At 65.9% G+C, this 22,783-nt stretch carries 24 protein-coding genes; 11 read left to right on the top strand and 13 right to left on the bottom strand.

What is annotated here, in order from left to right; all coding sequences use genetic code 11:
• Window positions 1-189: 189 nt before the first annotated feature.
• From EK23_RS13745 to EK23_RS13760, 4 genes are read left to right on the top strand one after another with little or no spacing between them, the layout of a single operon-like run.
• A complete protein-coding gene (locus EK23_RS13745; RefSeq protein ID WP_045225964.1) occupies window positions 190-1,263 on the top strand; it encodes a M14 family zinc carboxypeptidase in 1,074 nt (357 codons plus the stop codon).
• A gap of 1 nt (window position 1,264) precedes the next feature.
• Complete coding sequence (locus EK23_RS13750) at window positions 1,265-2,071, top strand: alpha/beta fold hydrolase (protein ID WP_158002506.1); 807 nt, start codon at window positions 1,265-1,267, stop codon at window positions 2,069-2,071.
• Window positions 2,072-2,130: 59 nt separating this feature from the next.
• Window positions 2,131-2,919 (top strand): GNAT family N-acetyltransferase, encoded by a 789-nt coding sequence (locus EK23_RS13755; protein WP_045225966.1) that lies wholly within the window; start codon window positions 2,131-2,133, stop codon window positions 2,917-2,919.
• Window positions 2,913-3,674 (top strand): lysophospholipid acyltransferase family protein, encoded by a 762-nt coding sequence (locus tag EK23_RS13760; RefSeq protein ID WP_045225967.1) that lies wholly within the window; start codon window positions 2,913-2,915, stop codon window positions 3,672-3,674. Before EK23_RS13755 ends, EK23_RS13760 begins: the two co-directional genes overlap by 7 nt.
• Window positions 3,675-3,700: 26 nt before the next feature.
• Here EK23_RS13760 and EK23_RS13765 read toward each other — a convergent pair whose 3' ends face one another.
• Window positions 3,701-4,411: an NYN domain-containing protein gene (locus tag EK23_RS13765; RefSeq protein WP_045225968.1), complete on the bottom strand. Its 711-nt coding sequence runs from the start codon at window positions 4,409-4,411 to the stop codon at window positions 3,701-3,703.
• A gap of 222 nt (window positions 4,412-4,633) precedes the next feature.
• Here EK23_RS13765 and EK23_RS13770 point away from each other — a divergent pair, with 222 nt between their 5' ends.
• The 3 genes from EK23_RS13770 (at window position 4,634) to EK23_RS13780 (ending at window position 7,131) form a co-directional block, all read left to right on the top strand.
• The gene (locus tag EK23_RS13770; protein WP_045225969.1) at window positions 4,634-5,332 is read left to right on the top strand and encodes a DUF6901 family protein; all 699 of its coding nucleotides are present in this window, start codon (window positions 4,634-4,636) and stop codon (window positions 5,330-5,332) included.
• Window positions 5,333-5,400: 68 nt separating this feature from the next.
• Window positions 5,401-6,102, top strand: coding sequence for a hypothetical protein (locus tag EK23_RS13775; protein WP_052808175.1), 702 nt, complete (start codon window positions 5,401-5,403; stop codon window positions 6,100-6,102).
• Between the two features lie 225 nt (window positions 6,103-6,327).
• Window positions 6,328-7,131 (top strand): hypothetical protein, encoded by an 804-nt coding sequence (locus tag EK23_RS13780; protein ID WP_145998663.1) that lies wholly within the window; start codon window positions 6,328-6,330, stop codon window positions 7,129-7,131.
• A gap of 72 nt (window positions 7,132-7,203) precedes the next feature.
• On the opposite strand, the gene EK23_RS13785 is transcribed toward EK23_RS13780, so the two are convergent.
• Window positions 7,204-8,199, bottom strand: a complete 996-nt coding sequence (locus tag EK23_RS13785; RefSeq protein WP_045225971.1) for a serine/threonine protein kinase — start codon at window positions 8,197-8,199, stop codon at window positions 7,204-7,206.
• Window positions 8,200-8,264: 65 nt separating this feature from the next.
• Between EK23_RS13785 and EK23_RS13790 the strand changes: the two genes are divergently transcribed.
• From EK23_RS13790 to EK23_RS13805, 4 genes are all read left to right on the top strand, one after another.
• Window positions 8,265-8,852: a gluconokinase gene (locus EK23_RS13790; protein ID WP_235282067.1), complete on the top strand. Its 588-nt coding sequence runs from the start codon at window positions 8,265-8,267 to the stop codon at window positions 8,850-8,852.
• 83 nt (window positions 8,853-8,935) lie between these two features.
• A complete protein-coding gene (locus EK23_RS13795; RefSeq protein WP_045225972.1) occupies window positions 8,936-9,319 on the top strand; it encodes a hypothetical protein in 384 nt (127 codons plus the stop codon).
• Between the two features lie 29 nt (window positions 9,320-9,348).
• Complete coding sequence (locus tag EK23_RS13800) at window positions 9,349-10,083, top strand: ABC transporter ATP-binding protein (RefSeq protein WP_045225973.1); 735 nt, start codon at window positions 9,349-9,351, stop codon at window positions 10,081-10,083.
• Window positions 10,084-10,088: 5 nt separating this feature from the next.
• The gene (locus EK23_RS13805) at window positions 10,089-10,886 is read left to right on the top strand and encodes an ABC transporter permease (RefSeq protein WP_045225974.1); all 798 of its coding nucleotides are present in this window, start codon (window positions 10,089-10,091) and stop codon (window positions 10,884-10,886) included.
• 15 nt (window positions 10,887-10,901) lie between these two features.
• Here EK23_RS13805 and EK23_RS13810 read toward each other — a convergent pair whose 3' ends face one another.
• The 11 genes from EK23_RS13810 to EK23_RS13860 form a co-directional block, all read right to left on the bottom strand.
• A complete protein-coding gene (locus EK23_RS13810; RefSeq protein ID WP_045225975.1) occupies window positions 10,902-11,219 on the bottom strand; it encodes a DUF3301 domain-containing protein in 318 nt (105 codons plus the stop codon).
• A 102-nt stretch (window positions 11,220-11,321) separates the two neighbouring features.
• Window positions 11,322-12,947, bottom strand: a complete 1,626-nt coding sequence (locus EK23_RS13815; protein WP_045225976.1) for a GMC family oxidoreductase — start codon at window positions 12,945-12,947, stop codon at window positions 11,322-11,324.
• Window positions 12,944-13,975 (bottom strand): coenzyme M biosynthesis enzyme XcbE, encoded by a 1,032-nt coding sequence (xcbE, locus tag EK23_RS13820; RefSeq protein ID WP_200892161.1) that lies wholly within the window; start codon window positions 13,973-13,975, stop codon window positions 12,944-12,946. Before xcbE ends, EK23_RS13815 begins: the two co-directional genes overlap by 4 nt.
• Window positions 13,972-15,342 (bottom strand): 3-sulfopropionylcysteine synthase XcbD, encoded by a 1,371-nt coding sequence (gene xcbD / locus EK23_RS13825; protein ID WP_045225977.1) that lies wholly within the window; start codon window positions 15,340-15,342, stop codon window positions 13,972-13,974. Before xcbD ends, xcbE begins: the two co-directional genes overlap by 4 nt.
• The gene (gene xcbC, locus EK23_RS13830; protein WP_052808176.1) at window positions 15,339-16,850 is read right to left on the bottom strand and encodes a 2-phosphosulfolactate phosphatase XcbC; all 1,512 of its coding nucleotides are present in this window, start codon (window positions 16,848-16,850) and stop codon (window positions 15,339-15,341) included. Before xcbC ends, xcbD begins: the two co-directional genes overlap by 4 nt.
• Before the next feature lie 44 nt (window positions 16,851-16,894).
• On the bottom strand, window positions 16,895-17,770 hold the full coding sequence (gene comA / locus EK23_RS13835; protein WP_045225978.1) for a phosphosulfolactate synthase: 876 nt from the start codon (window positions 17,768-17,770) through the stop codon (window positions 16,895-16,897).
• Entirely contained in the window at window positions 17,763-18,677 is a 915-nt protein-coding gene (locus EK23_RS13840; protein WP_045225979.1) for an XcbA family protein, read from the bottom strand. The genes comA and EK23_RS13840 overlap by 8 nt, the downstream gene beginning before the upstream one ends.
• Before the next feature lie 3 nt (window positions 18,678-18,680).
• On the bottom strand, window positions 18,681-19,532 hold the full coding sequence (locus tag EK23_RS13845) for a CoA-transferase (RefSeq protein WP_045225980.1): 852 nt from the start codon (window positions 19,530-19,532) through the stop codon (window positions 18,681-18,683).
• Window positions 19,525-20,457 carry a CoA transferase subunit A gene (locus EK23_RS13850; protein ID WP_052808177.1) on the bottom strand — a complete coding sequence of 311 codons (933 nt, stop codon included), beginning with the start codon at window positions 20,455-20,457 and terminating at the stop codon, window positions 19,525-19,527. Before EK23_RS13850 ends, EK23_RS13845 begins: the two co-directional genes overlap by 8 nt.
• The gene (locus tag EK23_RS13855; protein WP_045225981.1) at window positions 20,454-21,218 is read right to left on the bottom strand and encodes an SDR family NAD(P)-dependent oxidoreductase; all 765 of its coding nucleotides are present in this window, start codon (window positions 21,216-21,218) and stop codon (window positions 20,454-20,456) included. Before EK23_RS13855 ends, EK23_RS13850 begins: the two co-directional genes overlap by 4 nt.
• Window positions 21,218-22,774: an FAD-dependent oxidoreductase gene (locus tag EK23_RS13860; protein WP_052808178.1), complete on the bottom strand. Its 1,557-nt coding sequence runs from the start codon at window positions 22,772-22,774 to the stop codon at window positions 21,218-21,220. Before EK23_RS13860 ends, EK23_RS13855 begins: the two co-directional genes overlap by 1 nt.
• Window positions 22,775-22,783 lie beyond the last annotated feature (9 nt).

Below are 22,783 nucleotides of genomic sequence, written 5' to 3' on the forward strand. Positions count from 1 at the left end.
GGGGATGGGACCCTTGCCTATTTGACCCCAGGCGAAGGCGAAGCATCGGCGCTCTCTTGATCAGCAGAATCGGCGCTTAGCCTGAAACCGGACAGGATTAAACAGCTTGCATTTCCACAGGGTGAATGCTCCAAGCATTTAACCGAACCGTTTGCGGCCCCCCACCTTCCTTACAATTAGAACGAAGCGGTGAGCGATTCACTCCCTCTCAGTCTGAGCCGTCCGGTGCGGCGCCACTTGCCCGAGATGGCGGAACTCCTGATCGTCGCTGAGCATATCGCACAAGCCTCCCGGCCCTGGTTCAACATCGAAGTGCTCACCGAACTGCGGGACGGCCGCGAGACCTTTCCACTGATCGCCTTTCGCTTCGGCCCGAAGGACCCCTCGCTTCCGGTCATCGGGCTGTTTGCCGGCGTCCACGGATTGGAACGTATCGGCACGCGGGTTGTGCTGGCCTATCTGCGCACCCTGGTCGAACTGGATCGCTGGGACCAGGTCACCCAGGAGATGCTCAAATCGACCCGCCTCGTGGTGATGCCTTTGGTCAATCCCGTTGGCATGTTTCACCAATTGCGCGCCAACGGCAATCGCGTCGATCTCATGCGCAACGCGCCGGTGCGCGCCGAGGGACTGGCCGCCTGGCACCTGTTCGGCGGCCAGCGTATTTCCCCTCTTCTCCCCTGGTACCAGGGAAAGGAAGGCGCGCCGATGGAGGAAGAGGCACGCGCCCTCTGTGACTTCGTCCGCAGGGAGATCTTCCCTGCCGAGACGGCGATCAGCGTGGACGTGCATTCCGGATACGGTCAGGTCGACCGGCTGTGGTTTCCCTACGCCAGAACCCGCGCGCCTGTTCCCGACCTGCCGGAAATCCTCGCGCTCAAACATCTGCTGGACCGTTCCTTTCCCAACCATGTCTACCAGGTCGAGCCGCAGTCGCGGCATTACCTGGCGCATGGTGACCTGTGGGACTATCTCTACGACGCGTATCGGGCAGAGAGGCCCGAAGGTCATTACCTGCCCTTCACACTCGAAATGGGGTCCTGGCTGTGGGTCAAGAAGAACTGGATACAGGCCTTCTCGGCCCTCGGCTACTTCAATCCGCGCATGCCCCACCGAGTGCGAAGGACGCTGCGGCGGCACCTGTTCCTGTTCGATCTCATGCACCGCGCGATTCGCTCGCCCTCGCCCTGGTGTGATCTCGAGCCACTTGAACGCGAGCGACTGCGGCAGCAAGGCCTCGAACTCTGGTATGGCGGAAATTGAGATGCACCGGGACTGGGTATTCCTGCGCGGACTGGCCAGGGAAAGCGCACACTGGGCCGACTTCCCCGAAACCTTCACGGCAAAAGTGAGGGAGAGCCGGATATTCTTGGCCGATCTGCCCGGCAACGGCCGCCATTTCGCCAGTCGGTCGCCGAGTTCTATCACCAGCATGATGGAGCTTATCCGGCACAGCAGCCTGTCGGCGCTTCCCGCCACGGGCGGGTCGTCCGTCGAGGCACCACGCTACCTGCTCGCCATTTCCCTCGGTGCCATGGTGGCGGTCGAGTGGATGTCACGCTACCCGGAGGAAATCGCCGGCGCAGTGCTGATCAATACCAGCCTCAGAGGCATCAACCCAATTCATCAGCGGCTGCAGTGGCGCGCCTGGCCGGAACTGGCCCGCATCGTTTTGACCCACGATCCCGTCCTCCGGGAACAGCGGATCCTGCAACTGACCAGCCGAGAGCGGTCCCAGGACTCGGCGCTGGCTCTGGCCTTTGCCAGCGCCTTCCGCCTGCGCCCCATGCGCCGGATCAACTTGATGCGCCAATTGTGGGCCGCCGCGACCTACCAAGCGCCGCCGTCACCGCCCCTGGCACCTGTGCTGCTGCTTTCGTCCCATGCCGACCAAATGGTCAGCCCCGCCTGTTCCGCAGCCATCGCCAACGCCTGGCACGCGCCGCTGGCCTGCCACCCCTGGGCCGGGCACGACCTGCCGCTGGATGATCCCGACTGGGTCGCCGACCGCGTCAATACCTGGCTCAGTCAGTCACCCAGTGTTTGTAACCAAGTCGTCACCGACCGGTAACAGTCTGATCACGTAAGCGCCTTAAGCTGCTGCGAGTCCTTAACCTGAATGGAGCTCGCATGTCCGTATCCAGCCTCGATCCGACTCCCTTGCGCTCACGCCGCTACGTCGCCGAACTCGCGCAAGGACCGGACGAAATCCGTGAAAGCCAGGCCCTGCGCTACCGCGTGTTTGCCGGAGAAATGGGGGCGCGCCTCCACTCCCTGGCCGACGGCCTGGATTACGAGCACATCGACGACTACTGCGATCATCTCCTGGTGCGCGACAGCAGCAGCGGAAAGGTCGTGGCCTGCACCCGGCTCCTCAGCGATACGCAAGCCGCAAGGCTCGGGACATTCTACTCGGAGGGCGAGTTCCAGTTGGACAAGGTGCTGGCTCTTCCCGGGCGGTTCCTGGAGATCGGCCGCACCTGCGTGGACCCCGACCACCGCGGTAGCCTGGTGCTGGGCACCTTGTGGAACGGATTGGCGGAGTATGTGTACAAGGGCAACTTCAACTATCTGATGGGATGCGCCAGCATTTCGCCGGGGCCGAGCGGATTCGCGGTCGACGCCGTCTACCGTCAGATCGAGCCGAACCAGTTCGGGCCAGCCGAATTCGACGTTCGCCCGCTGAAGCCGGTGCCGGCCTGGCGGCGCTGCGTCACGGACGAAAGCGGAATCCCGCCCCTGCTGCAGGCCTACCTGCGGCTGGGCTGCTGGGTCCTGGGCGAGCCTTACTGGGACGAGGACTTCAACGTCATGGACGTATTCATCCTGCTGGATCTGACGCGGCTTCAGGACCGCTACGAAAGACGTTTCATCGCCACGAAAACGGCAGCCACCTATTCCGAACATTCCCGATGCTGAACCGCCGCCGAGTCCTCAAGGCAGCCCTGGTAGCGCTACTGTTCGTATGGGGCCTTGTGGCAGTGACCGTGGTGATGCCCATTTCCCGGCGCGTCAGTCCGCGCGGCGCGCAGATCAATGACCGCATCCGCCAGCACTGGTGCCACGCCGTGTGCCGCGTCCTCGGCGTCCGCATCACCTCGCATGGCTCCCCGTCGGACCTGCCGGGGCTCAAGGTCGCCAACCACATTTCCTGGCTGGATATCATCGTACTGGGCTCGCTGCTGCCGCTGGCCTTCGTTGCCAAGCTGGAAGTGGCGGCCTGGCCGGTGCTGGGGTATCTGGCAAAACGGACGGGCACCCTGTTCATCCGGCGTGGCGATGCCGAACACACGGCGGCGGCCTGTGAGCAGATGGCCTGGCAGTTACGCCAGGGCAGGCGCGTGATGTTGTTTCCCGAAGGCACCACCACGCGCGGGGAGCGCGTGCTGCGTTTCCACGCGAAACTCCTGCAGCCCGCGCAACGGGCCCAGGTTCCAGTTCAGGCGGTGGCGCTGCGCTATCGAAATGAAGCGGCCACGGTGGCGCCTTTCGTGGACGACGACGCCTTTCTGCCCCATTTGATCGACGTGCTGAAGCTCCAGAACATCGATGTCGAGGTCCACTTCTGCCCCGTCCTGCCCGCCGGACAGCACCGCGACACACTCGCCCGCACAACCCGAAATCAGGTCCTCGCCGCCCTGGGAGAAACCGCGGCAACCGCGACGGGGTATTGAATCCCGGCTCCAGGCACGGCCGGCTTTCATGACCCCTTCGACTTGGGCTGCACCCAATGCCCGCCGCCATCGCTGCGAATGGCGAGATCAGGGTAGGTCTGGACCATCTCCAGGAGTCCGGAATGGCCGTACCTCTTCGGTGAAAAGCCCGGATCGCTACGCTTCATATATTGGCCCAGCTCGCCCAAGCCAACCCAACCCTCGGACGAATCGGCGGCCAGCAAGGAAACCGCTGCCGTAACGGATTTTGGCCGCTTCTTCGCGGACGCCTGAGTCTGCTTCTTGACCGCTTCGGACTCGGACGGCTGGTACTCGAAAAACTGATCGCTGGCATTGCGCAAGGCATCCGGCGTCTTCTCCTCGCCCACTATGCAGACCATGGCGCCGCGCTCCCTGAGCTTCCGGCAGAGATAGGCAAAGTCCGAGTCGCTGGTGACCAGGCAATACGTGTCGGCGCGCTCATCGAACAGGTCCTCCAGCGCATCCAGGGCCAAGGCGATGTCCGAGGTATTCTTACCCGAGGCGTACTGATATTGCAGGCACGGCGTGAAGGCCAGGCGGACCAGTGCCTCCTGCCATTTGTTGGCAAGGGTGGAATGATTGCCATAGCCGCGCCGGACCACCACCCGGCCGAACTGCGCCACCACTCGAAGCGCATACTCGAGAATATCCGGGGATGTATTGTCGCAATCCACGAGAACCGCGACCCTATCCTCCAATGTGCTGGTTTCCGCCATGAATCTCCTCCCGACAAATCCCGAACCGCGACGCGCCGCCGCAACGGGACGCCTTCGCTGACAGTCTAAGGGAAAACAGGGGTTCAGTGGGCCGCTTATTCCTGCTGCCTCGCCCCGAGCGCGGACTGTCGTGCATGCCCACCTGGCGGTAGACTGCGGCCCTGGAACCTCCGCCAGTTTAGTTTTACTCGCCGCACCGAGTGATCAAGGCATAGAAGCCCCATGAATCGACGCTTCGCTTACCGGCTGATACTGCCTGACGGCCAGCAAGCCGAACTTGCCATCGAACTCGATGGCGACAGCCTCGACTGCCGCCTTCCGGCTCCGGTGGCGCGGGAATGGACCGCGTTGGACACCCACCGCTGCCCCCATTGTCCATTGAATCCGACGACCACGCCCCTGTGCCCGCTGGCAGCGCGGCTGGAACCCCTGGTCGACCTGCTTGGCTCGCTGCTTTCCTACGACCGCGTCACCGTCGCCATGCAAAGCGGCGAGCGCACCGTTACGGCCGCGACTTCAGCGCAAGCCGCCGCCAGTTCGATCATGGGCCTGATCTCTGCCACCAGCGGCTGCCCGCACACGGCCTTCCTGAAACCGCTCGCCTGGTTCCACCAGCCCTTCGCCACCGAGGAGGAGACCACGTTTCGCGCCGCCGCCGCCTACCTGCTAACCCAGTATTTCCGGCAGGACAGCGAATCCGGGGTTCAACCCGACTGGCGCTTGACCGGCATGATGCGACGCTACGAGGCTCTGCACGCGGTGAATGTCGGCATCGCCAAACGGCTGCGCATGGCCTGTCCCAAAGACGCGGCGGTCAACGCCATCATCCGCCTGGACATGTTCGCCAAGTCCGTGCTGCTGGACCAGACCCTGGACGAATTGCGGCCGCTGTTCGCACCCACGCCGAAGAACGCGCCTTAGCGTCCCAAAAGGCGCGACAGATCGATCCGCTTAGGATAGGCTGCCGAACCAAACAAGGAGATCGTCCCATGCGAACCACCCACGCTTTCGCCAGCGTCCTTGCCATGACCACGGCCGTGCTGCTGGGCGGCTGTTCCACGGTGGGCGCTCCTTCATCGGCTGTGACCTATGCAGCCCCCTCTGCGCCGGGCGCAGCCGCGGCCTGGCCCGCGAGCCTGAAGGTCGTCGGCAACGGCTTTCCCAATCCGGGCGACCCGTGCCGCGTGATCGGCGAGAGCGCCGCCACCGTCGACTTGCTCGACGACAGCGCGCGCTTGGTGGGCTGTCTCGATAAGACCGACGCGGCGAAACTGGCGGGCAGGCAACTGGGACCCATCGACGGTGTGGCGCTGGTTTCCGTGCCGAACACGGCGGCCGCGGCGCGAGCCGGTGACGGCGACGGCCAGGGCGATGCCCTGGTGGCGGGCACCGGCTACAACGCCACGGCTCAGATTCGCTGCGAAGGCCTGCGCGGAGCGCCCGCCGGCCTGTGCGATGCAGGCGTAAAGCGCAACGCCGAGTTGGGCAGCGCGGTGGACGTGAATTTCCCCAATGGCGGGCAGCGCACTATCTTCTTCGACAAGCAGGGCAAGTTCCTGACGGTCAACGCGAACCAAGCCGACGGCTCGGCGGCCTTGACGCCGGTCGCCCAGCGCGTTGGCGACACCACCATCGTGAGGCTGGGCAAGGAGCGCTACGAGATCCCCGATGCCTTCGTGCTGGGCGATTGAACGCGACAACGTCGTGAGGGAGCCGCCTCTTTCCGGCATCGCCGCAATTAGAACGGACTCACCAAGGCCTGCCCTGTCAACGCGGATATCGAAATTATTTGTTCGATGTCTCGGCCTCAGCGAGCACTCGCGTGCCCCCCGGCGAGAGGCCTAAAATCGAATACTCATTGCAAACACCAACGCGCGAAGGGAAATGATCGCTCCAGTCACTTTTTGCCCCACCCTATGAACTCAAGAACAGAAATCCCGCTCGCCAAATCCCCATCGCGCAGCCGTCACTGGTTCGTAATCACCTTGCTCGCAGTCAGCGGTCTCTGTTTGTACTTGGAGCAGATCACCGGCTACGCGTTCTTCCTCAGCCTCGCTACCGTTCCGCTTGAAGTGATTGCCGGCGCGATCCTCGTGGATGCTTACGTGGCGCGCAAGGAGCGCGAAAAACGGGCGCGCGAGCTGATGTTCATAAAGAGCGTCATATTTCGCTCCGAACTTCGCGACCTGTACCTAAGCAATTTCGCGGCCCTCGATCAGCCTCATATCACCATGAGCATGATACGAGCCGCGGATCTCGGTCAGCTTCGGGCCATGCGCCAGTCCGCGGCGACGATCCACTACCGCTCGCCGGAAGCCATGGAGTCTGTCGCACTGGAATACGTGGAGGCCTACCCGGTGTTCTACCGCTTCATGGAATGGGCCATCGCCAACAACTTCGAGCGGATCTTCGAGGAGATGGTGTTCGTGCTGCATGTTATCCACGACATCAAGGCATTCAAACAGGCCAATCCCCAACAGTTGTACGTCCACCACGCCCAGCAAAGCGGTCAACTGATGGAGAATGTCACCCGCATGGTGGGAACCGGCATCGTCAAGTTCCTGGACTATGTCATCGAGCTCAAGCTCAACCAGCCCATGACCTTTGAAGCCCTGATGTCGGACTATGAGGCCGCCGCCTCCTCTCCGCGGCCGGACCGCTCTGTGGCGGCGCGCCAGGACAAGCGCTTCACGCTCCTCAACGCCTTCAAATGGAAGTAATGAAGCGTCAGATCTGCGGTCAGCGAATCCTGCCGGCCGGTCATCGAACTTCGCGGCGGCGCTCGCCCCGGCTCACAGGTACCCCAGCAAGGGTTCATCCATGGCGGCTATCTGCTCGCGCAGTTCCAGGATACGGTCCTGCCAATAGCGCGGCGAGGCGAACCAGGGGAATCCGGCCGGAAACGCCGGATCATCCCAGCGCCGCGCGATCCAGGCGCTGTAATGAATCAGCCGGAGCGTGCGCAAGGCTTCGACCAGATGCAATTCACGCCGGTCGAACTCGAAGAAGGTCTCATACCCGGCCAGCAGATGGTTGATCTGGACGCCCATTTCCACCGGACTTCCCGACAGCAGCATCCACAGATCCTGCATGGCGGGCCCCATGCGGGAATCGTCGAAATCCACCAGATAGGGGCCTGTGTCGGTCCACAGCACATTGCCCGCGTAGCAGTCGCCGTGCAGGCGCAGTGAAAACACCTCCCCAGCGCGTTCGAAACAGCGGCGGACCCGGTCGAGGGCGAGCGCGGACACATCGCGATAGGCGTCGCGCAAATCCGCCGGAATCAGATCCTGGCTCATCAGGTACTCACGCGGTTCCTCGCCGAAGCTGTGAATATCCAGCGCCGGCCGCTCCCGGTAAGGCCTGAGGGCGCCCAAGGCATGCAGGCGGCCGATGAGCGAACCCATGCGCCTGAGGGTGTCGGCGTGATCGAACTCCGGCGCATAGCCGCCCTGCCGGGGAAAAACCGCGAAGCGGAATCCGCCATGCTCGTGCAAAGTGGCCCCGTTCGCGTCGGCCAGAGGCGGCACCACAGGCAACTCGGCTTCCGACAGTTCCCGCATGAAGCCATGTTCCTCAAGGATCGCCTGATTGCTCCAGCGCCCTGGACGGTAGAACTTGGCCACACGCATGGGGCCGTCATCCATGCCGACCTGATAAACGCGGTTTTCGTAGCTGTTCAGGGCCATCAAGCGGCCGTCGCAAGGGAAACCGGCGCTTTCCAGCGCCTCCAGAATCCGGTCCGGCGACAGGTCGGCGAAGGGTGCGGAGCAGGCTTTAGGGCTCATGGTAGGGTCGGCGCGCCTTGATTCGGTCGGATGGATCGGCTGGCAAGCAGGCATGCCCGGTCCCGGTGCCCCTCGCATACGACAATCAGGGTCCGGCCTTGGCACAAGGGGCGTATTCTAGCAAGCTGGAACCGGTCACGGAGTGCAGTCTGATAAGCAAGGTCATCGTCATCGGCGGCGTCGCCGGCAGCGGCAAGTCCACCCTGGGCAAGCGGCTGGCGGAGCGGCTGGGCTGGCGCTTTCTGGAGGGCGACGATTTTCATCCCCCAGGCAATGTGGAAAAGATGCGGCGAGGTTCGCCTCTTTCCGATGCCGACCGCGCGCCCTGGATCGGCGCGATCGCCGGCGCGTTGCGAAGCTCAGGCGATGCGAGTGAGGCCGTCGTGCTGGCCTGTTCGGCCTTGAAGCGCACCCATCGGGATCTTCTGCGCGCCGCTGGCGGGGACCTGTTCACCGTGTTGCTCACCGTGGACCGCGAAACCCTGCGGCACCGGCTAGCCAGTCGCAGCGGGCATTTCTTCGGACCCGGCTTGCTGGAAAGCCAGTTCCTGGCGCTGGAACCCCTCTTGCCCGATGAGGCCGGCATCACGGTCGACGGCAATCTACCCTGCGATGCCGTGATCGCCGAAATCCTCGCGCGCCATCACCTCTGACAGCGGACAGGACGCCGGCTCGACTGCATTAAGCCGCGGCTTTCGGTATCCTATCAGCCTGCCCAACTCCCCAAGAGCACACCATGACCTTCAAGGCGCGACTGATCCGGATTGCCATCAACCTGACCCCGGAATGGCTCATCAAGCGGGTTTCCAACTTCATCCTCAAGGAAATCGCCGAACTGAAGTTTTTCCATTTCGACCTGGAAGCGCGCAAGCTTTACGTGGAGGTTCAGTTACTGGGTGAATCGGAAACCATACAGGTGTGGGTGGAGGATTTTTCTCTCATCAACGAAAACGGCAGTTGCACGCTAGTCATCGACCAGGCGCGCTCCAACCGTCTGTGGCTCACCAATCTTCTATCCAAGATTGCCGGCAGAGCCTGGAGATTCCCGGCTCCGGCCCAGTTCGGCCCCTATGTCAGCCTGGTGTCGGAGCTCCTGCCGCCCAAGGCCCCCGCCTCCTAGAAAACTGCCAGGGCTCCGGAGCAGCCGCGATGAGCGCTCCCGCCGTGGCGGTGCGAGACCTTTGCAAGCGCTATGACGCGGCCCTGGCGCTGGACCACGTGTCCTTCGAGGTGCCGCGCGGCGCCGCCGTCGCCCTGCTCGGCGGCAATGGCGCGGGCAAGACCACCACCCTGTCGATCCTGCTAGGTCTGCTGTTGCCCACCTCGGGCGAGGTGCGCGTGCTGGGCGTCGACATGCTGAAGCAGCGCTATTCCGCCCTGCCCCGCATGAATTTCACCTCGCCCTATGTGGACTTGCCCCATCGCCTGAGCGTCGGCCAGAATCTGGATGTCTACGCCCGCTTGTACGGTATCCGCAGGCGCCGGGAGCGGATCGGGGAACTGGCGGAAACCTTCGGGATCACGCAACTGCTGAAGCGCAGTTACGGGTCCCTGTCCGCGGGCCAGCGCACCCGCGTCTCCCTGGCCAAGGCCATCCTCAATGAGCCGGAACTCCTGCTCATGGACGAGCCCACCGCCTCCCTGGACCCCGCTTCCGCGGACCGCATCCGGTCCTACCTGGACGACTATCGCCGCCGCACCGGCGCCACCTTGCTGCTGGCGTCTCACAACATGCAGGAAGTGGAACGCCTGTGCCAGACGGTGCTGATGCTTAAGCAGGGCCGCATCGTCGACCAGGGCCCGCCCGCCGAGCTGACCGCCCGCTATGGCCGCGAGAACCTGGAGCAGGTCTTCATCGCCATAGCCCGGGGCGAAGCGGTTTAGCCAATATGTGCGCCAGCCTGAACCGAATCCTGGCTATGGTGGTGCGCTATCTGTATCTGATGCGCGCTTCCTGGCCGCGCCTGTTCGAACTAGCCTACTGGCCCACGGTGCAGATGATCCTGTGGGGCCTCATCAACCGCTTTCTCGCCGAGCAGAGCGCCTGGGTGGCGCAGGCCTCCGGCCTGCTGATCGCCGCCGTGCTACTGTGGGACGTGCTGTTTCGCGCCCAACTCGGCGTTTCCATCGTCTTTTTTGAGGAAATGTACTCGCGCAACCTGGGCAACCTGTTCGTCAGCCCGCTGCGTCCCCTGGAACTGGCGTGGTCGCTGCTGGCGGTGAGCTTGCTGCGCACCCTGATTGGCGTCGGCGTCGCCGCCGGCCTGGCGATCGTCCTCTACCACTATTCCATCTTTGACATGGGACTGGCCTTGCTGGCCTTCTTCGCCAACCTCCTGGTCATGGGCTGGGCCATCGGCCTGATGATCGTGGCCCTGGTGATGCGGTACGGGCTGGGGGTGGAAGGCCTGGCCTGGGCCATCATCTTCGCCTTCGCGCCACTCAGCGGGATCTACTACCCGGTGGCCGTCCTGCCGGACTGGGCGCAGTCCGTGGCCTGGTTCCTGCCCTCCAGCCACGTGTTCGAGGGCATGCGCGCCGTCATGCGCGACCACGCCTTCCCCAGGGAGCACTTCCACGCCGCCCTGTTCCTGAACCTGGCTTATATTGCCCTTGGCCTCTTGCTCTATCGGCTCGCCTTCCATGTGGCGCGCCAGCGTGGGCTGCTGTTGCAGATGGGGGAGTGACGTCCGGACGCGGCCTCATTCCGTCAGCAGCAGGCTCCCGATATCGAGCAGCGTCACCCGCGAGCCCAAAAGGTGAACCGATCCGCGCAGGCGGTTGTTGCCGGTATCGCTGTATTCGAAGGCGTAGACGCGGTTCAGCATCAAAGTGCCGCGCTCGTTGCGGCCGAACCGCACCCGCTCCAACGCGATGGTTTCATCCAGCAGTTGCAGCCCCTCCGACTGGCAGGCCTTGCGTGCCGCCGCCACGCCCGCTTCCCGCGCGGCGAGGCTGTCGAACCAGAACCAGACCAGGGCCGCCGCCGTGGCGGCGAGGGTAAAATCAAAAAATGTCATATTGCTTCGTGTGTTCGGTTCAATCTGGGCCTGGACGAGCGGTCAAGCGCGCAGCCCCGCAATCTTCGGATGATACACCAGGGTCTCAGGATGCGGGGACGGTCAGACAGCGGCAGGGCGTGAAGACGATTGCCGAAGCAGGTCCGCCGCTTTTTCCGCGATCATGATGACGGGCGCGCTGGTGTTACCGCTGACGATGGTGGGCATGATCGAGGCATCCACGACTCGCAGTCCGTCCACGCCATGCACCTTGAGCTCGGCGTCGACCACCGCCGCTTCATCCTGGCCCATCCTGCAGGTGCCCGCCGGATGCCAGGTAGTCGAGGCGCTGCGCCGCACGAAGGCTTCCAGTTCCGCGTCGCTGCGCTGTCCGGCACCCGGCGCGACCTCCTCGCCGCGGATGTCGTCGAATGCACTGGCGTTCAGTATCTTCAGGTTCCAACGCACCCCGGCCACCGCACAGCGCAGATCGTCCGCCGTCTGCAGGTAATTCGGGTCTACGATGGGGCGGTCCAGGGGATTTGCCGACGCCAGGCGGATCTCACCACGGCTCTGCGGGCGGTTGATGTAGGACGTGAGCGTGATGCCATGACGTAGGGGCGGGCCTGCCTCCGGATAGTCGGGCGACAGCAGGGTCAGGAAAAAGTGCTGCAGGCCGGGCACCGCCTCACCCGGCCGGCTGGGGAGGAAAGCCCCGGCTTCCAGGCAATTCGAGGCGAATGGCCCCGTACCTTCCTGCTCATAACCATGACGCAGCGCCGCCTTGGCCTCCTGTGGCAGCGGGGGAAATGTCAGCGGACTGCGGATAGCGCAGCGCACCCGGGTATGCAGATGATCCTGGAGGTTGCGGCCGACACCGCGCAGGTTCACGCGAACCCGGAGGCCGTGGCGCTCCAGTTGCGCCGCCGGGCCGATCCCGGAGAGCATGAGCAACTGCGGCGAGCGCAAGGATCCGGCACACAGCAGCACCTCGCAGCCCGCCTCCGCCCGTTCGCTGACACCCAGGCGCACGTATTCCACCCCCCGCGCCCGCGAGCCCCGGAACAGTACCCGTGTCGCCAACGCATGGGTGAAGACCGTCAGATTGGGCCGCGCCCGAGCGGGCTCCAGATAGGCGTCGGCGGCACTGCAGCGGCGGCCGGTGGCGATGGTGGCCTGCAACGGACCCACGCCCATCTGTTCAGACCCATTGAAATCAGGATTGTAGGCGATACCCGCTTCCCGGGCGGCGGCGAAATAGCGCTCGACCAGAGGATTACCGGAAGCATGGCTGCTCACCACCAGGGGCCCTTCCCGGCCGTGATAGGCATCGGCGAGGTCGCGGTTGCATTCCGCCCTGAGGAAATAGGGCAGCACCGACTCGTAGCCCCAGCCGCGGTTGCCTGCCGCTTCCCAGCCGTCGTAATCGGCCCGGTTGCCGCGGATGTAGATCATGTAGTTGATGGCGCTGGAGCCGCCCAGTCCGCGTCCCTGGGGCATGAAGATGCGCCGTCCCAGGAGGTGCGGCTGCGGCGCCGTGCGGTCACCCCAATCCCAGGGGCTGTCCTGCAACTGGGCATAAAGAGCCGGCGTGCGGATCAGGTCCGAGTCCGCCTCGCCACCGGCTTCCAGCAGCAGGACACGGCAGCGCGGGTCTTCCGTCAGCCGCCCGGCCAGCACGCAGCCGGCGGAACCTGCGCCAACGATGACATAATCGAAGGCGTGATCGGTTTTGGCTTCGACGCTCATAAGGGCAGCAGCCAGCTTCCATCGCCGGCGAAGAAGGCCGGCTCTCCGCCGGTGTGGAGGAATACGATGCAGTCGCCGTCCAGCATCCCGCGTTTGCGGTGGTGCAGCAGGCCCGCCATGGCCTTACCGGTGTAGACCGGATCCAGCAGGACGCCCTCGCTGCGCGCTACCCGCTGGATGGCTGCCGCCGCCTCCGGGCTGGGGACACCGTAGCCGGGACCTATGAAGCCGCCATGCACCAGGGCTTCGTCGGGCGAGAACTGCAAGGACAGGCCGAGCAGGCCAGCGGCCTCGCTAGCCAACCTCGCCACCTGCAGGCGGGCCGCCTCGACTTCGCGGCTGACGGTAAAGCTCTCCACCCGCCAGCCCGCCCCCAGCAGGCGGCTGCCCAACAACCAGCCGGCGTGAGTGCCGCCGGAGCCGGTCGCCATGACCACCGCATCCGGCGCGATGCCCAGGGCGCGGCATTGCGCGTCCAGTTCCTTCGCCGCCAGGACATGACCCAAGGCGCCCAGTGCACAGGCGCCGCCCCGGGGAATGGCATAGGGAATTTCTCCGCGCCTGCGTACATGGGCGCAGGCATGCTCGATGCCGGCATCCACCGAGGCACGGTCTTCATCGCCGGTAAAGCAGGGCTGCACGCCCAGCAGCCGGGTGAGCCGGTAATTGCCATCGAATTCAGCGGGCGACTCGCCCCAAAAAACCGTCAGGCAGCGCAGCCCGGCATGGGCCGCCACCGCAGCCGTCGCCCGGACATGGTTGGACTGCGGGCCCGCGCCTGTCACCAGGGTATCGGCGCCTTGCGCCTGCGCGTCTGCCAGCAGGAACTCCAGGCCCCGCAGCTTATTGCCACCCAGTCCGAAATCGATCAGGTCGTCGCGCTTGCACCACAGTTCCGCGAGGCCGAGTTCCGCGCCCAGGCGTCGCCAAGGCCTTAAGGGTGTCGGAAATTCCGCCAGGCGGGCGCGCGGTAAGCGATCCAAGGCCGCCAAAGCAGCGTCGGTGTCCGGGGTCGAATGGCCGGTCACTGCGGTGCCTCCACCGTCATGGCCGCCAGCACGCGGTCCACCATCTCCGCGCAACGCCCCGTACTGTCGGCCGGATCGAAAAGCCGCCGCAGCCGCTCCGCGCCGAGAGGCTCGCGCACCTCCGGCTCGGCAAGCAGCGCCTCCAGCAGGCCCTCGCCGCGCTCCGTCGCCGCCATGGCCACCCGGTACACCAGGGCATGCGCGCTCTGCTTGCCCAGGTGCGGGGCCAGCGCCAGCATGACCCGTTCCGCATAGACGAAGCCGCGGGTGGCGGCGAGGTTGTGTAGCATGCGCTCCTCACACACATTCAGGCCCTCGAGCAGGTGCCGCAGCAGATGCAGCGCCTTGCCGGTTGCGAGGCAAGCTGGAGGCAGGATGGCCCACTCCCCTTTCCAGGAACGCCCATCGCGCTCGTGATCATGCACCAGGCTCTCCAGCATGAAGGCCGCCTGATGGCGCACGCTGCGCGCCAGGGTGCCCAGGTGTTCGGAGATTTCCGGATTGCGCTTCTGCGGCATGGTGATGCTGCCCACCGTCCCCGCAACGAAGCCTTCCGACAGCTCGCCGATCTCCGGCCGCTGCAGGTTGTACACTTCGTGGCCGATGCGGTCGGCGGTGGCGGTCATCAGGGCCAGTAGGTTAAGCCAATCCGCCAGGCGATCGCGGCTGGCGGTCCAGGAGATTGCGGGCGGCATCAGCCCCAGGCGCTGACAGAACCGCGCCTGCAAGGCGATGGCTTCATCCCCGAAGGACGACAGACTGCCGACACCGCCCGCCAGCTGCGCCGTGCCCAAGACCGGGATGACCCGCTCCAGGCGGGCCTGATGCCGCAGAATCTCGTCCAGCCAGCCGGCGGCCTTGAACCCAAAGGTAATGGGCAGACCCGGCTGCCCGTGGGTGCGGCCGCACAGAGGGGTATTCCGGTGAAGGCGGGCCAGGCCGGCGAGGGCTTCCGCGATTGCCCGCAGTTGCGCGCGCAGGATTTCGGCGGTGCGCAACAGCACGCGGGCCGTGTGCGAGTCGGTGATGTCCTGCACCGTCGCGCCATAGCACAGCCATTCCCCGCTGTCGCCGGGGCAGCGCCGCTGCAAGGCGCGGATGAGCCCCAGCAGCGAGTGATTGCTGCGCTGAAAATCCTCGCGCACTTCCTGCAGTAAGGCCTCGTCCGGCGCCACGCCCCGGCAGGCGGCTGACAGCGCCTCGGCGGCCGCCTCGGGAATCAGCCCGAACTCCGCCTCGGTTTCCGCCAGTACCGCCATCACCTCGATCCAGCCGGCGATCTGCGCGCGGTCGTCGAACAGGGCCCGCAGTTCCGGGATGGACCAGGCGTCCGCGAAAATGCCATGATCGACGATGCCTACGGTCACGGCCCCGAATCTCCTGCCGCGAAGGCCCGCGCCCGTTCCAGCAGACGCGCGCCAGCGCCCAAAAGCTGCTGCCGGCGCGCGCCCTGCCACGCCGCTGCTTCCCTAAGGCGCTGCTCGCAGTCTGCCAGCATGTCCGCCATGGGTCCGGCGGCGGCACCGCCGGGTTGGGAACGGGCCTCCAGCGCACTTCGCACATTCAAGGCATCCCGGAGGCCGGCCTCGCTCAACTCGATGCGCCGCTGCAACAGATCTTCGGCGGCCTCGGCGATGGCGCCGGCGGTCAGGCCATCGAAGTTGCCGACCGCCAGGTGTTCGCGCACCAGCGAGCCCACCAATCGGTGAGCTTCGCGGAAATCGAGTCCGCACTCCCCGACCAATACTTCCGCCAGATCGGTGGCGAGGGCAAAGCCCTGCTCCAGTCCGCGCGCGGCATGTTCTTCGCGAAACACCAGGCGTTGCAGCACCTCGGCCATGAGCGACGCGGCATCGGCGGCATCGCCCAGGGCCTTCGGCACCGCGCCATACAGCATCAGCCGGTTGTCCGGCTGGCCGGAGGCGGTGCGCCCGGCGGCGACAGCTCCGGCCAGTTCGCCGATCAGGCCGTTGGCCAGACCGCGCACATGCGTCAGGGCGAAGGGATTCTTTTTCTGGGGCATGATCTTGCTGGCCCGGGCATGGCTATCATCCAGCTCCACCAAGGCGAATTCCGAAGTCGCGAAGACCTGCAGGTCCTCGGCCAGCCGGTTGAGGTTGACCATGGCGGTTGCGGCCAGGGACAGGGACTCGATGGGCAGGTCCGCCTCCCACATGGCGTCGCGGGCGTGGGCCACAAGACCCTCGAAGCCGAGCCAATCCGCCAGTTGCTGCCGGTCCTGGAACAGCCGCGAGCCGTTGCTGCTGCCGCAGCCCGCGGGACAGAGATTGACGCGGCCATAAAGCGCCCGCAAACGGTCCAGATCGCGCAGCAGCGGATGGACGAAGCCCAGCAGGTAATGGCCGAAGCTGGTGGGCTGGGCAGACTGCCAGTAGGTGTAATCCGACATCGGCGACCCTTGAAAGTGCCGCGCACGTTCCACCAGCGCGCTGCCTGCCTCGACCAGGGCGCCGCCCAGGTCGAGCAGCCGCTCCCGCACGCGCATGAGAAAGGCGGTGGTCGTCGCATCCCGCCGCGCCCGGCCGGCGCCCAGCCAGCCTACGGATGGCGTGCGCCTGGCAAGCCAGGCCTCGCGGTTGGTGTACAAATCGCCCAGGTCCGGGACCGGCGAAAAATCAGCAGGCCCCTCATGCAGATCCAGCAAGGCCGCCAGCAGTTCCCGGCCCGGCGTCGGCGGGATGAGGCCCGAATCCGCCAGCATCAGGGTATGGGCCAGGTCCGCCTGGCTCATGGCTTCGAACAGGTCCAGCTGCGCCTCCAGTTCCTTGCGGAAGGCGGCCTGGACCAACCGGGGCGAAGGGCCCTCGCGCAGCCTCGCTCCGATTTCCAACACCTGTCCGTCCGTGTGTCCCATCGAATTTTCCACTCCTGAACCTTTCGGCACGCGCGGCATCCCGGTCACGACGATTTCTTGATCAAGGGCCACTCCCCCAGCGGCGGCTCCACCGCCAGGGGATCCCAGGCGCCGGAGCGGACCAGTTCGCCGGTGACCCAGCGCATGGTGTCGAAGCGCAGCCGGTTGCGCAGGGCCTCCACCGCCAGCACCTGATCGGGTTGGATGTTACCCAGGCCGACATTGGTGCCGAAGTGCTGCACCAGATAGGCCTGCTGGTCCTTCAGGGGCGCCTCCCAGATGAGGCGGCCGACCGCCTCGCCCATCCGGGCGCGGATGATGGCCACCGCCTCGTCGATCACTTGCCCGTGCTGGTCGTAGATGCCCACGGCCTTGCCCGACTCGCGGCTTTCCACCACCACCCATTCCGCGCCCGCCGCCAGGTCCTCCAACGCCTGCTCGGCCAGTTCGTCGGCGCTGGGCTGCTGGCGCGGGTCCTTCTTGCCCACCTCGGTGATGGGCACCAAGCCCGCTTCGCGGGCGCAGCGAATCAGATTGCGGCGGCGGAAAGCCGGCAGGGGAATGGTGCCGTCGGAAATCTCCACGCCGGCAAAGCCCAGCTCCCGCGCGTGCCGCATGTAGACGCGGCAATGATGCTCCACCAGGGCCACTTCCAGCAGGGTACCGCCGGGCAAGCTCAGCACACTGTGCTCCGCCAGCAAGGCCAGCTTGGCCGCCAGCAGCTTGCGGGTATGAAACACCGAGGTGCCGAAGCCGAATTTCCAGTGATCGATGCAGTGGCCGGCGAGCTCCAGCACGTCCTCCAGTTGGCGCAGTCCGACGCCTGTGTCGATCACCATGGTAATGCCGCAGGCGCGGGGCTTTTGCACGCGGTCGCCGATGAGCGAGCCGACGATGCTGTCCCAGGCCAGTTCAGGCATGAGCGACGTCCCCCGCCAGCAGCCTGAGCGCCTGTTCCACCATGGCCAGGTCCGCGCCCCAGGGCACGATCACGGTGTGGCCGTCCCGCTCGATATCGAACTCCAGCAGGCAGCACTTGAGCAGGGTGGGACGATCTGCGCCGACCGCGAGCCGGCGCGGACACATCTCGATACGGGGCGGCTCATCACCATAGTAGTGCCGGTGGAACTGAAGGCTGCGCTCGCAGCCGATCAGGGTCCAGGGCTCGCGTTTTGGAGGGCGCTCGTCGAGGAAATGCACGGGAGCGCCCAGATCGTCCAGCCCGCCCGAGCGGCATGGCACCAGAAACGACTCCGCCGCGACGCCCGCGCTGAGGGCGCGCAGGTCGATGGCTTCCAGTTCCAGGCAGATGGGCGGGAGCGGCGCGTAGCTCAGCACATGCTCTGCCATGGCATAGAGCTTGGGCGGCGCGGGCGGAGTGACCTCCACCACCCGCACGATGCACGGATCGGGGCGGTGGATGAAGTTGATATGATCGAAAGCGCCCTGCACCACGAGGGTCTGCTCGCGGCCCACGCCCTGATTCCTGGCCAGTTTCGCCAGGGCCGAGGGGTTTGCCGGATCGGTTTGAGGCGACACGCAGAACACGCAGTCCTCGGGCAAGGCCAGCACCTCCACCGCTTCGAGGCGGGTGAACAAGCCATCGCACGGCGCGCGCTGCACCGCCGCCACCGCCAGTTCCCCGGCGGAATTGTGGAGGATGACCGCATCGGTGCGCCGGTACACCTCGCGGCTCAGCAGATGCTGTTCGACCGCGGCGGCGGTCATGGCCCCGGCGTAGGGCTGGTAGCTGACCCGGCGGTAGGGCAGCGGGACGAAGTTGCCCCGGTTCCTGAGGCACCCGACCTCCAGCACTTCGCCGCCCATGGGTCAGGCCTCCAGCTCGAAGCGGCGCGCCCGGTCCTCGGGCCGCAGTTCCCTTTCGTGGATGCGGAGCGGGTCCAGGGCACGGATGCAGGCCGCCATCTCCGCAGTGGGCAGCGGGATCGACGCCAGATCGTCGCGCGCCACCAGTTCGAATCCGGTGCTTGCGCGCAGCTCGTCCAGGCCCACATCCGGGTAGAGCGCCGCCAGGCGCGCCTGCCCGTTTTCGTCGAAATCGAACACGCCCAGTTCGGTGATCAGCCAGTCCGGGCCCTGGCCGATGTGACCCAACCGGCCGCGCTGCGCCCCGCCGGGTACGCCGTGCCCAAGACTGGTGATGAAATCGCAGCGCTCCACCAGGCGAAAACGGCGCCGGCCGCTCTGATCGGGCGGCGCGCGATGGGCCGCCGTCCACAGGGTAATGCGGCGCGCGTCGCAGGAGAGGTTGCCTCCCCCGCCGCCGCCCGGCAGCTTGAGGGACATGCGCTCGCGGCCCAGGCGCGTGACATTCAGGTTGCCGCGCCGGTCGATCTGCAGGCCCGAGAGGAACATGCGGCCCAGCCGGCCGGCGGCGGCCAGGTCGAACAGCTCGTCGATGGACAGATGGCATTCCGCGCCGCGGTTCATCGCCCAATCGTTGCTGGTCGGCGTCAGGAAGGGCGGAGCCGGATTGACGCCATAGGTAGCCCCCGCCACCAGCACCAGATTGGGTGCGTGGGTGCGTTTGGCCAGGTGCAAGGCCAGTTGCACCAGGGGCGAGCCGAAGCCGTGGAAGGCCAGGATGCCGTCCTCGATGGTGCGGGCGATCTGGTAGATCAGGGCCTCGCCCAAGGTGCAGTCGCCGGGCCGCTCAGTCATACAGCGCCCTCCAGCTTTCCGGGCTTTCCTGCCAGGAAGCCAGCCGCTCCAGGCTGGCCGGTCCACCGATGGCGCGCAGGTAGTCGGCTTCAGTGGGGCAGTCGTGCACATAGGTTTGCAAATAGCCCTCGCGGAAGGCCTCCGCGCCCTGAGCCGCGAGCCGGTAGTACTCGGCGGTGTGCCGCCGGTCGTAGGCATAGAAGGGATAGCAGGCGGTGGGATGGGCGCCGTGCGGAACCTCCGCCAGGGCCGTCACGTAGAAGTACGGGATGCTCACGCCCATCTCCGCCAGCCGGTCGGTGGGCAGGATCTGCTCCACCGTGGCAATTACCCTGCGCGAGGCCTTGGCGAACAGGACGTCGGCCACCGGCGGCCCCTCGATGCGGAGATTTCCGTGGGCATCCCCGTACTGGGCGTGCAGGATGGCGACATCCGGCCTGAGCGCCGGCACCAGGACCAGTTCCTCTCCGGTGTAAGGGCAGCGCAGGGTCTTGAATTCCGGGTGCAGATCCATGAACCCCGTGCCGCGCATGGAGCGCATGGGCATGAACGGCAGGCCGGCGATGGCGGCCCGCAGCTGCTGCACCAGGGTGTAGCAGCAGTTGTCCTCGACCGCCACGGCGCCAGACTCGCAGGCGCGGCGGTAATTGGGCGCCATGCCGAAGTCCTGCTCGAAGCCGACATAGGATTCGCCGCTCGCAGCCACCAGCCCGGCCCCGCACAAGAGATCCACATCGATGCCGTGGGCCGAGCCGATCAGCCTCAGCCCCCCTACCCGCCGCCGCACCAGTTCCCGCAGCACCGCCATGGGCTCGCGCCAGGACAGGCCGCCGCCGACGGCCACGCAGTCGCCGGCGCTCACATGGGCCGCGAGCCCCGGCAGGTCGGTCAGTTTGTCGGGCTGGGTGTGCAGCGGAACATTCATAAGGCGGACAGGCCTCCATCGACGGTGAGGGCAATGCCGGACACGAAGGCGGAGGCATCCGAGGCCAGGTAAAGGGCCGCCTGCGCCACCTCCTCGGGCAGCCCGAAACGGCCCATGGGGTATTTCGCCATCTTGCCGGCGGTGGCCGCCTCGGTGTCGACGCTGCGTATCCAGCGGTCCAGCTCAGTGCCGGCGATGCGCCCGGGACAGATACAGTTGACCCGGATTCCGCGGGGCGTGTAGTCCACCGCCATCTGCCGGGTCAGGGCGATGATGCCGCCCTTCGAGGCGCAGTAGGCCGCCAGCCTCGGAAAACCGATCTGCCCCGCCACCGAGGCCATATTGACGATAGCGCCGCCACCTTCCCGCATGGCGGGCAGCACCGCCTGCGAACAGAGGAAAGTGCCGCTCAGGTTGGTGTCGATGATGCGCCGCCAGGCGTCCAGCTCCGTGTCTTCCACCGCGCCGAAGTCCACGATGCCGGCGTTGTTGACCAGCACGTGCACGTTGTCTCCGAAATGCTGACGGATGGCCGCGAACGCGCCCTCCACCGCCTTGCCATCGGCCACGTCCGCCTGGAACGCGGCGCTGTCTATCCCGGCATCCCGCAGAGCCCGCCGGGCTTCATCCAAGCGCGCGGGGTCGCAGTCCACGATCGCCACGCGGGCGCCTTCCCGGCCAAAGGCCCGGGCTATGGCCAGGCCGATGCCAGCGCCGCCGCCGGTGATCACGGCATGCTTGCGCGCCAGGCGTTTGCCCATCACATCCCCCTCAGTACCCGGCTGCCCGCCCGCAGACGGCAGAGTTGAATGAAATAGGACGGGTTGAGAAACAGCTCGTTCATGTCCCCCAACTCGTCCACGGTCAGTCCCTTGCGTACTAGCGGGGCCAGATACTGGAAACCGTCCTTGGCGCCGGCTCCCACGTGGAAGGCGCCGACGATGCGGCGCGTATCGCCGTCGATTACCAGCTTCTGGAACCCCGACAGCTCGGGCCTGAGCAGGGCGTAGAGCATCATCCGGTCGCCGGCCGGCAGCGATACGGAGTCCCCGTCGGGATTATCGGGCGGCAGCTTGAGGACGATCACGTTGCGGAGGCGGGCGCGCGCCTGTTCCTCCCCCAGGCCCAGCCAGCAGACCTCATAATGGGTATGCAGGAAATCCGGAAAGTCCTCGACCCGGTAATGGGCCTCGTCCCCCATGATGTTGCGAGCCGCGCACACGCCGCCCTTGCGGGCCTTGAACATCTCCATGGGAGCGCCCACCACGTCGCCCACCGCATAGACATCCGCCACCGAGGTGCGCATGCGGCTGTCCACTTGCACAAAGCCATTCGCGTCGGTGGCAACTCCCAGAGCGGCTAAGGCCTCCGCGGAATTGGGCTGCTGTCCCAGCCCCAGGAACAGGAAGTCGGTGCTTACCTCATGGCTGCCTTCTCGGGTCTGGATCGTCACCGCCGCCAGTTTTCCCTCCCCATCGCCCTCCAAAGCGACGACGTGTGCGCCGCTCCAGAATTCCATGCCCTGCTCCCGCATGCGGGTCATCAAAAAGGCGCGAGTTTCCGCGTCCTGAATTAGCGCCAAGGGCTCCTCGCGGGAGACGACGAGGGTGCGGCGGCCCGTCGCGTTGAAGAAACAGGCGTATTCGATGGCGGTCTTGCCGCCGCCCGCCACCACGGCGGTCGGCCCGGGCTCGTAATCCAGGCGGTCGACCAGACTGGCATAATCGAAAACGCCGGTGAGCGACTCGCCTTCAAGGCCCAGCGCCCTGGCCCGGGAGCCGGTGGCGAGCACCAGGGACCGGGCGCGATAAATGGATTCCGCGACTTCCACGCTGTGGGCATCGACGATGCGCCCCGGGGCACCGAGCACGAACTCCAAGTCCAGTTGCTCCTGGCTCTGGTAATTCATGAAGGCATGGGGGCCGGTGCGTCCCTGCCGGAACGCCTCGACCAGTTCCAGGATGGAAACCTGCTTGCCGCGCAGATCCTGGAACCACAAACGGCCCGAAAAACTGCGCTCCAGCATGAGCTGCGCCGCCGCGTCCGAGAACAGATGATGGGGTACGCAGGCATGGTGGGGACAGGAGCCGCCCAGGAAGGGCCAGCGATCGATGATGAGGGGGCGGCCGCCCATGGCGCGGAGATACGCGGCGCCGAAGCGGCCACCGGCCCCGCCTCCCAGGAAGATAGCATCGAAAGGACGACGGTCGCCGCGGTCGATATTCACCAGCGGCTCGCCGCCGCCCGCGGCCAGACGATCCTCGATCTCGCGGCGCCAGCGCGTCGTGGTCCATTGGGCCCCGCTTACGTCAGTCATGTCCGGGCC

This window comes from Methyloterricola oryzae (genome assembly GCF_000934725.1).
GTDB classification, from domain to species: Bacteria; Pseudomonadota; Gammaproteobacteria; order Methylococcales; family Methylococcaceae; genus Methyloterricola; species Methyloterricola oryzae.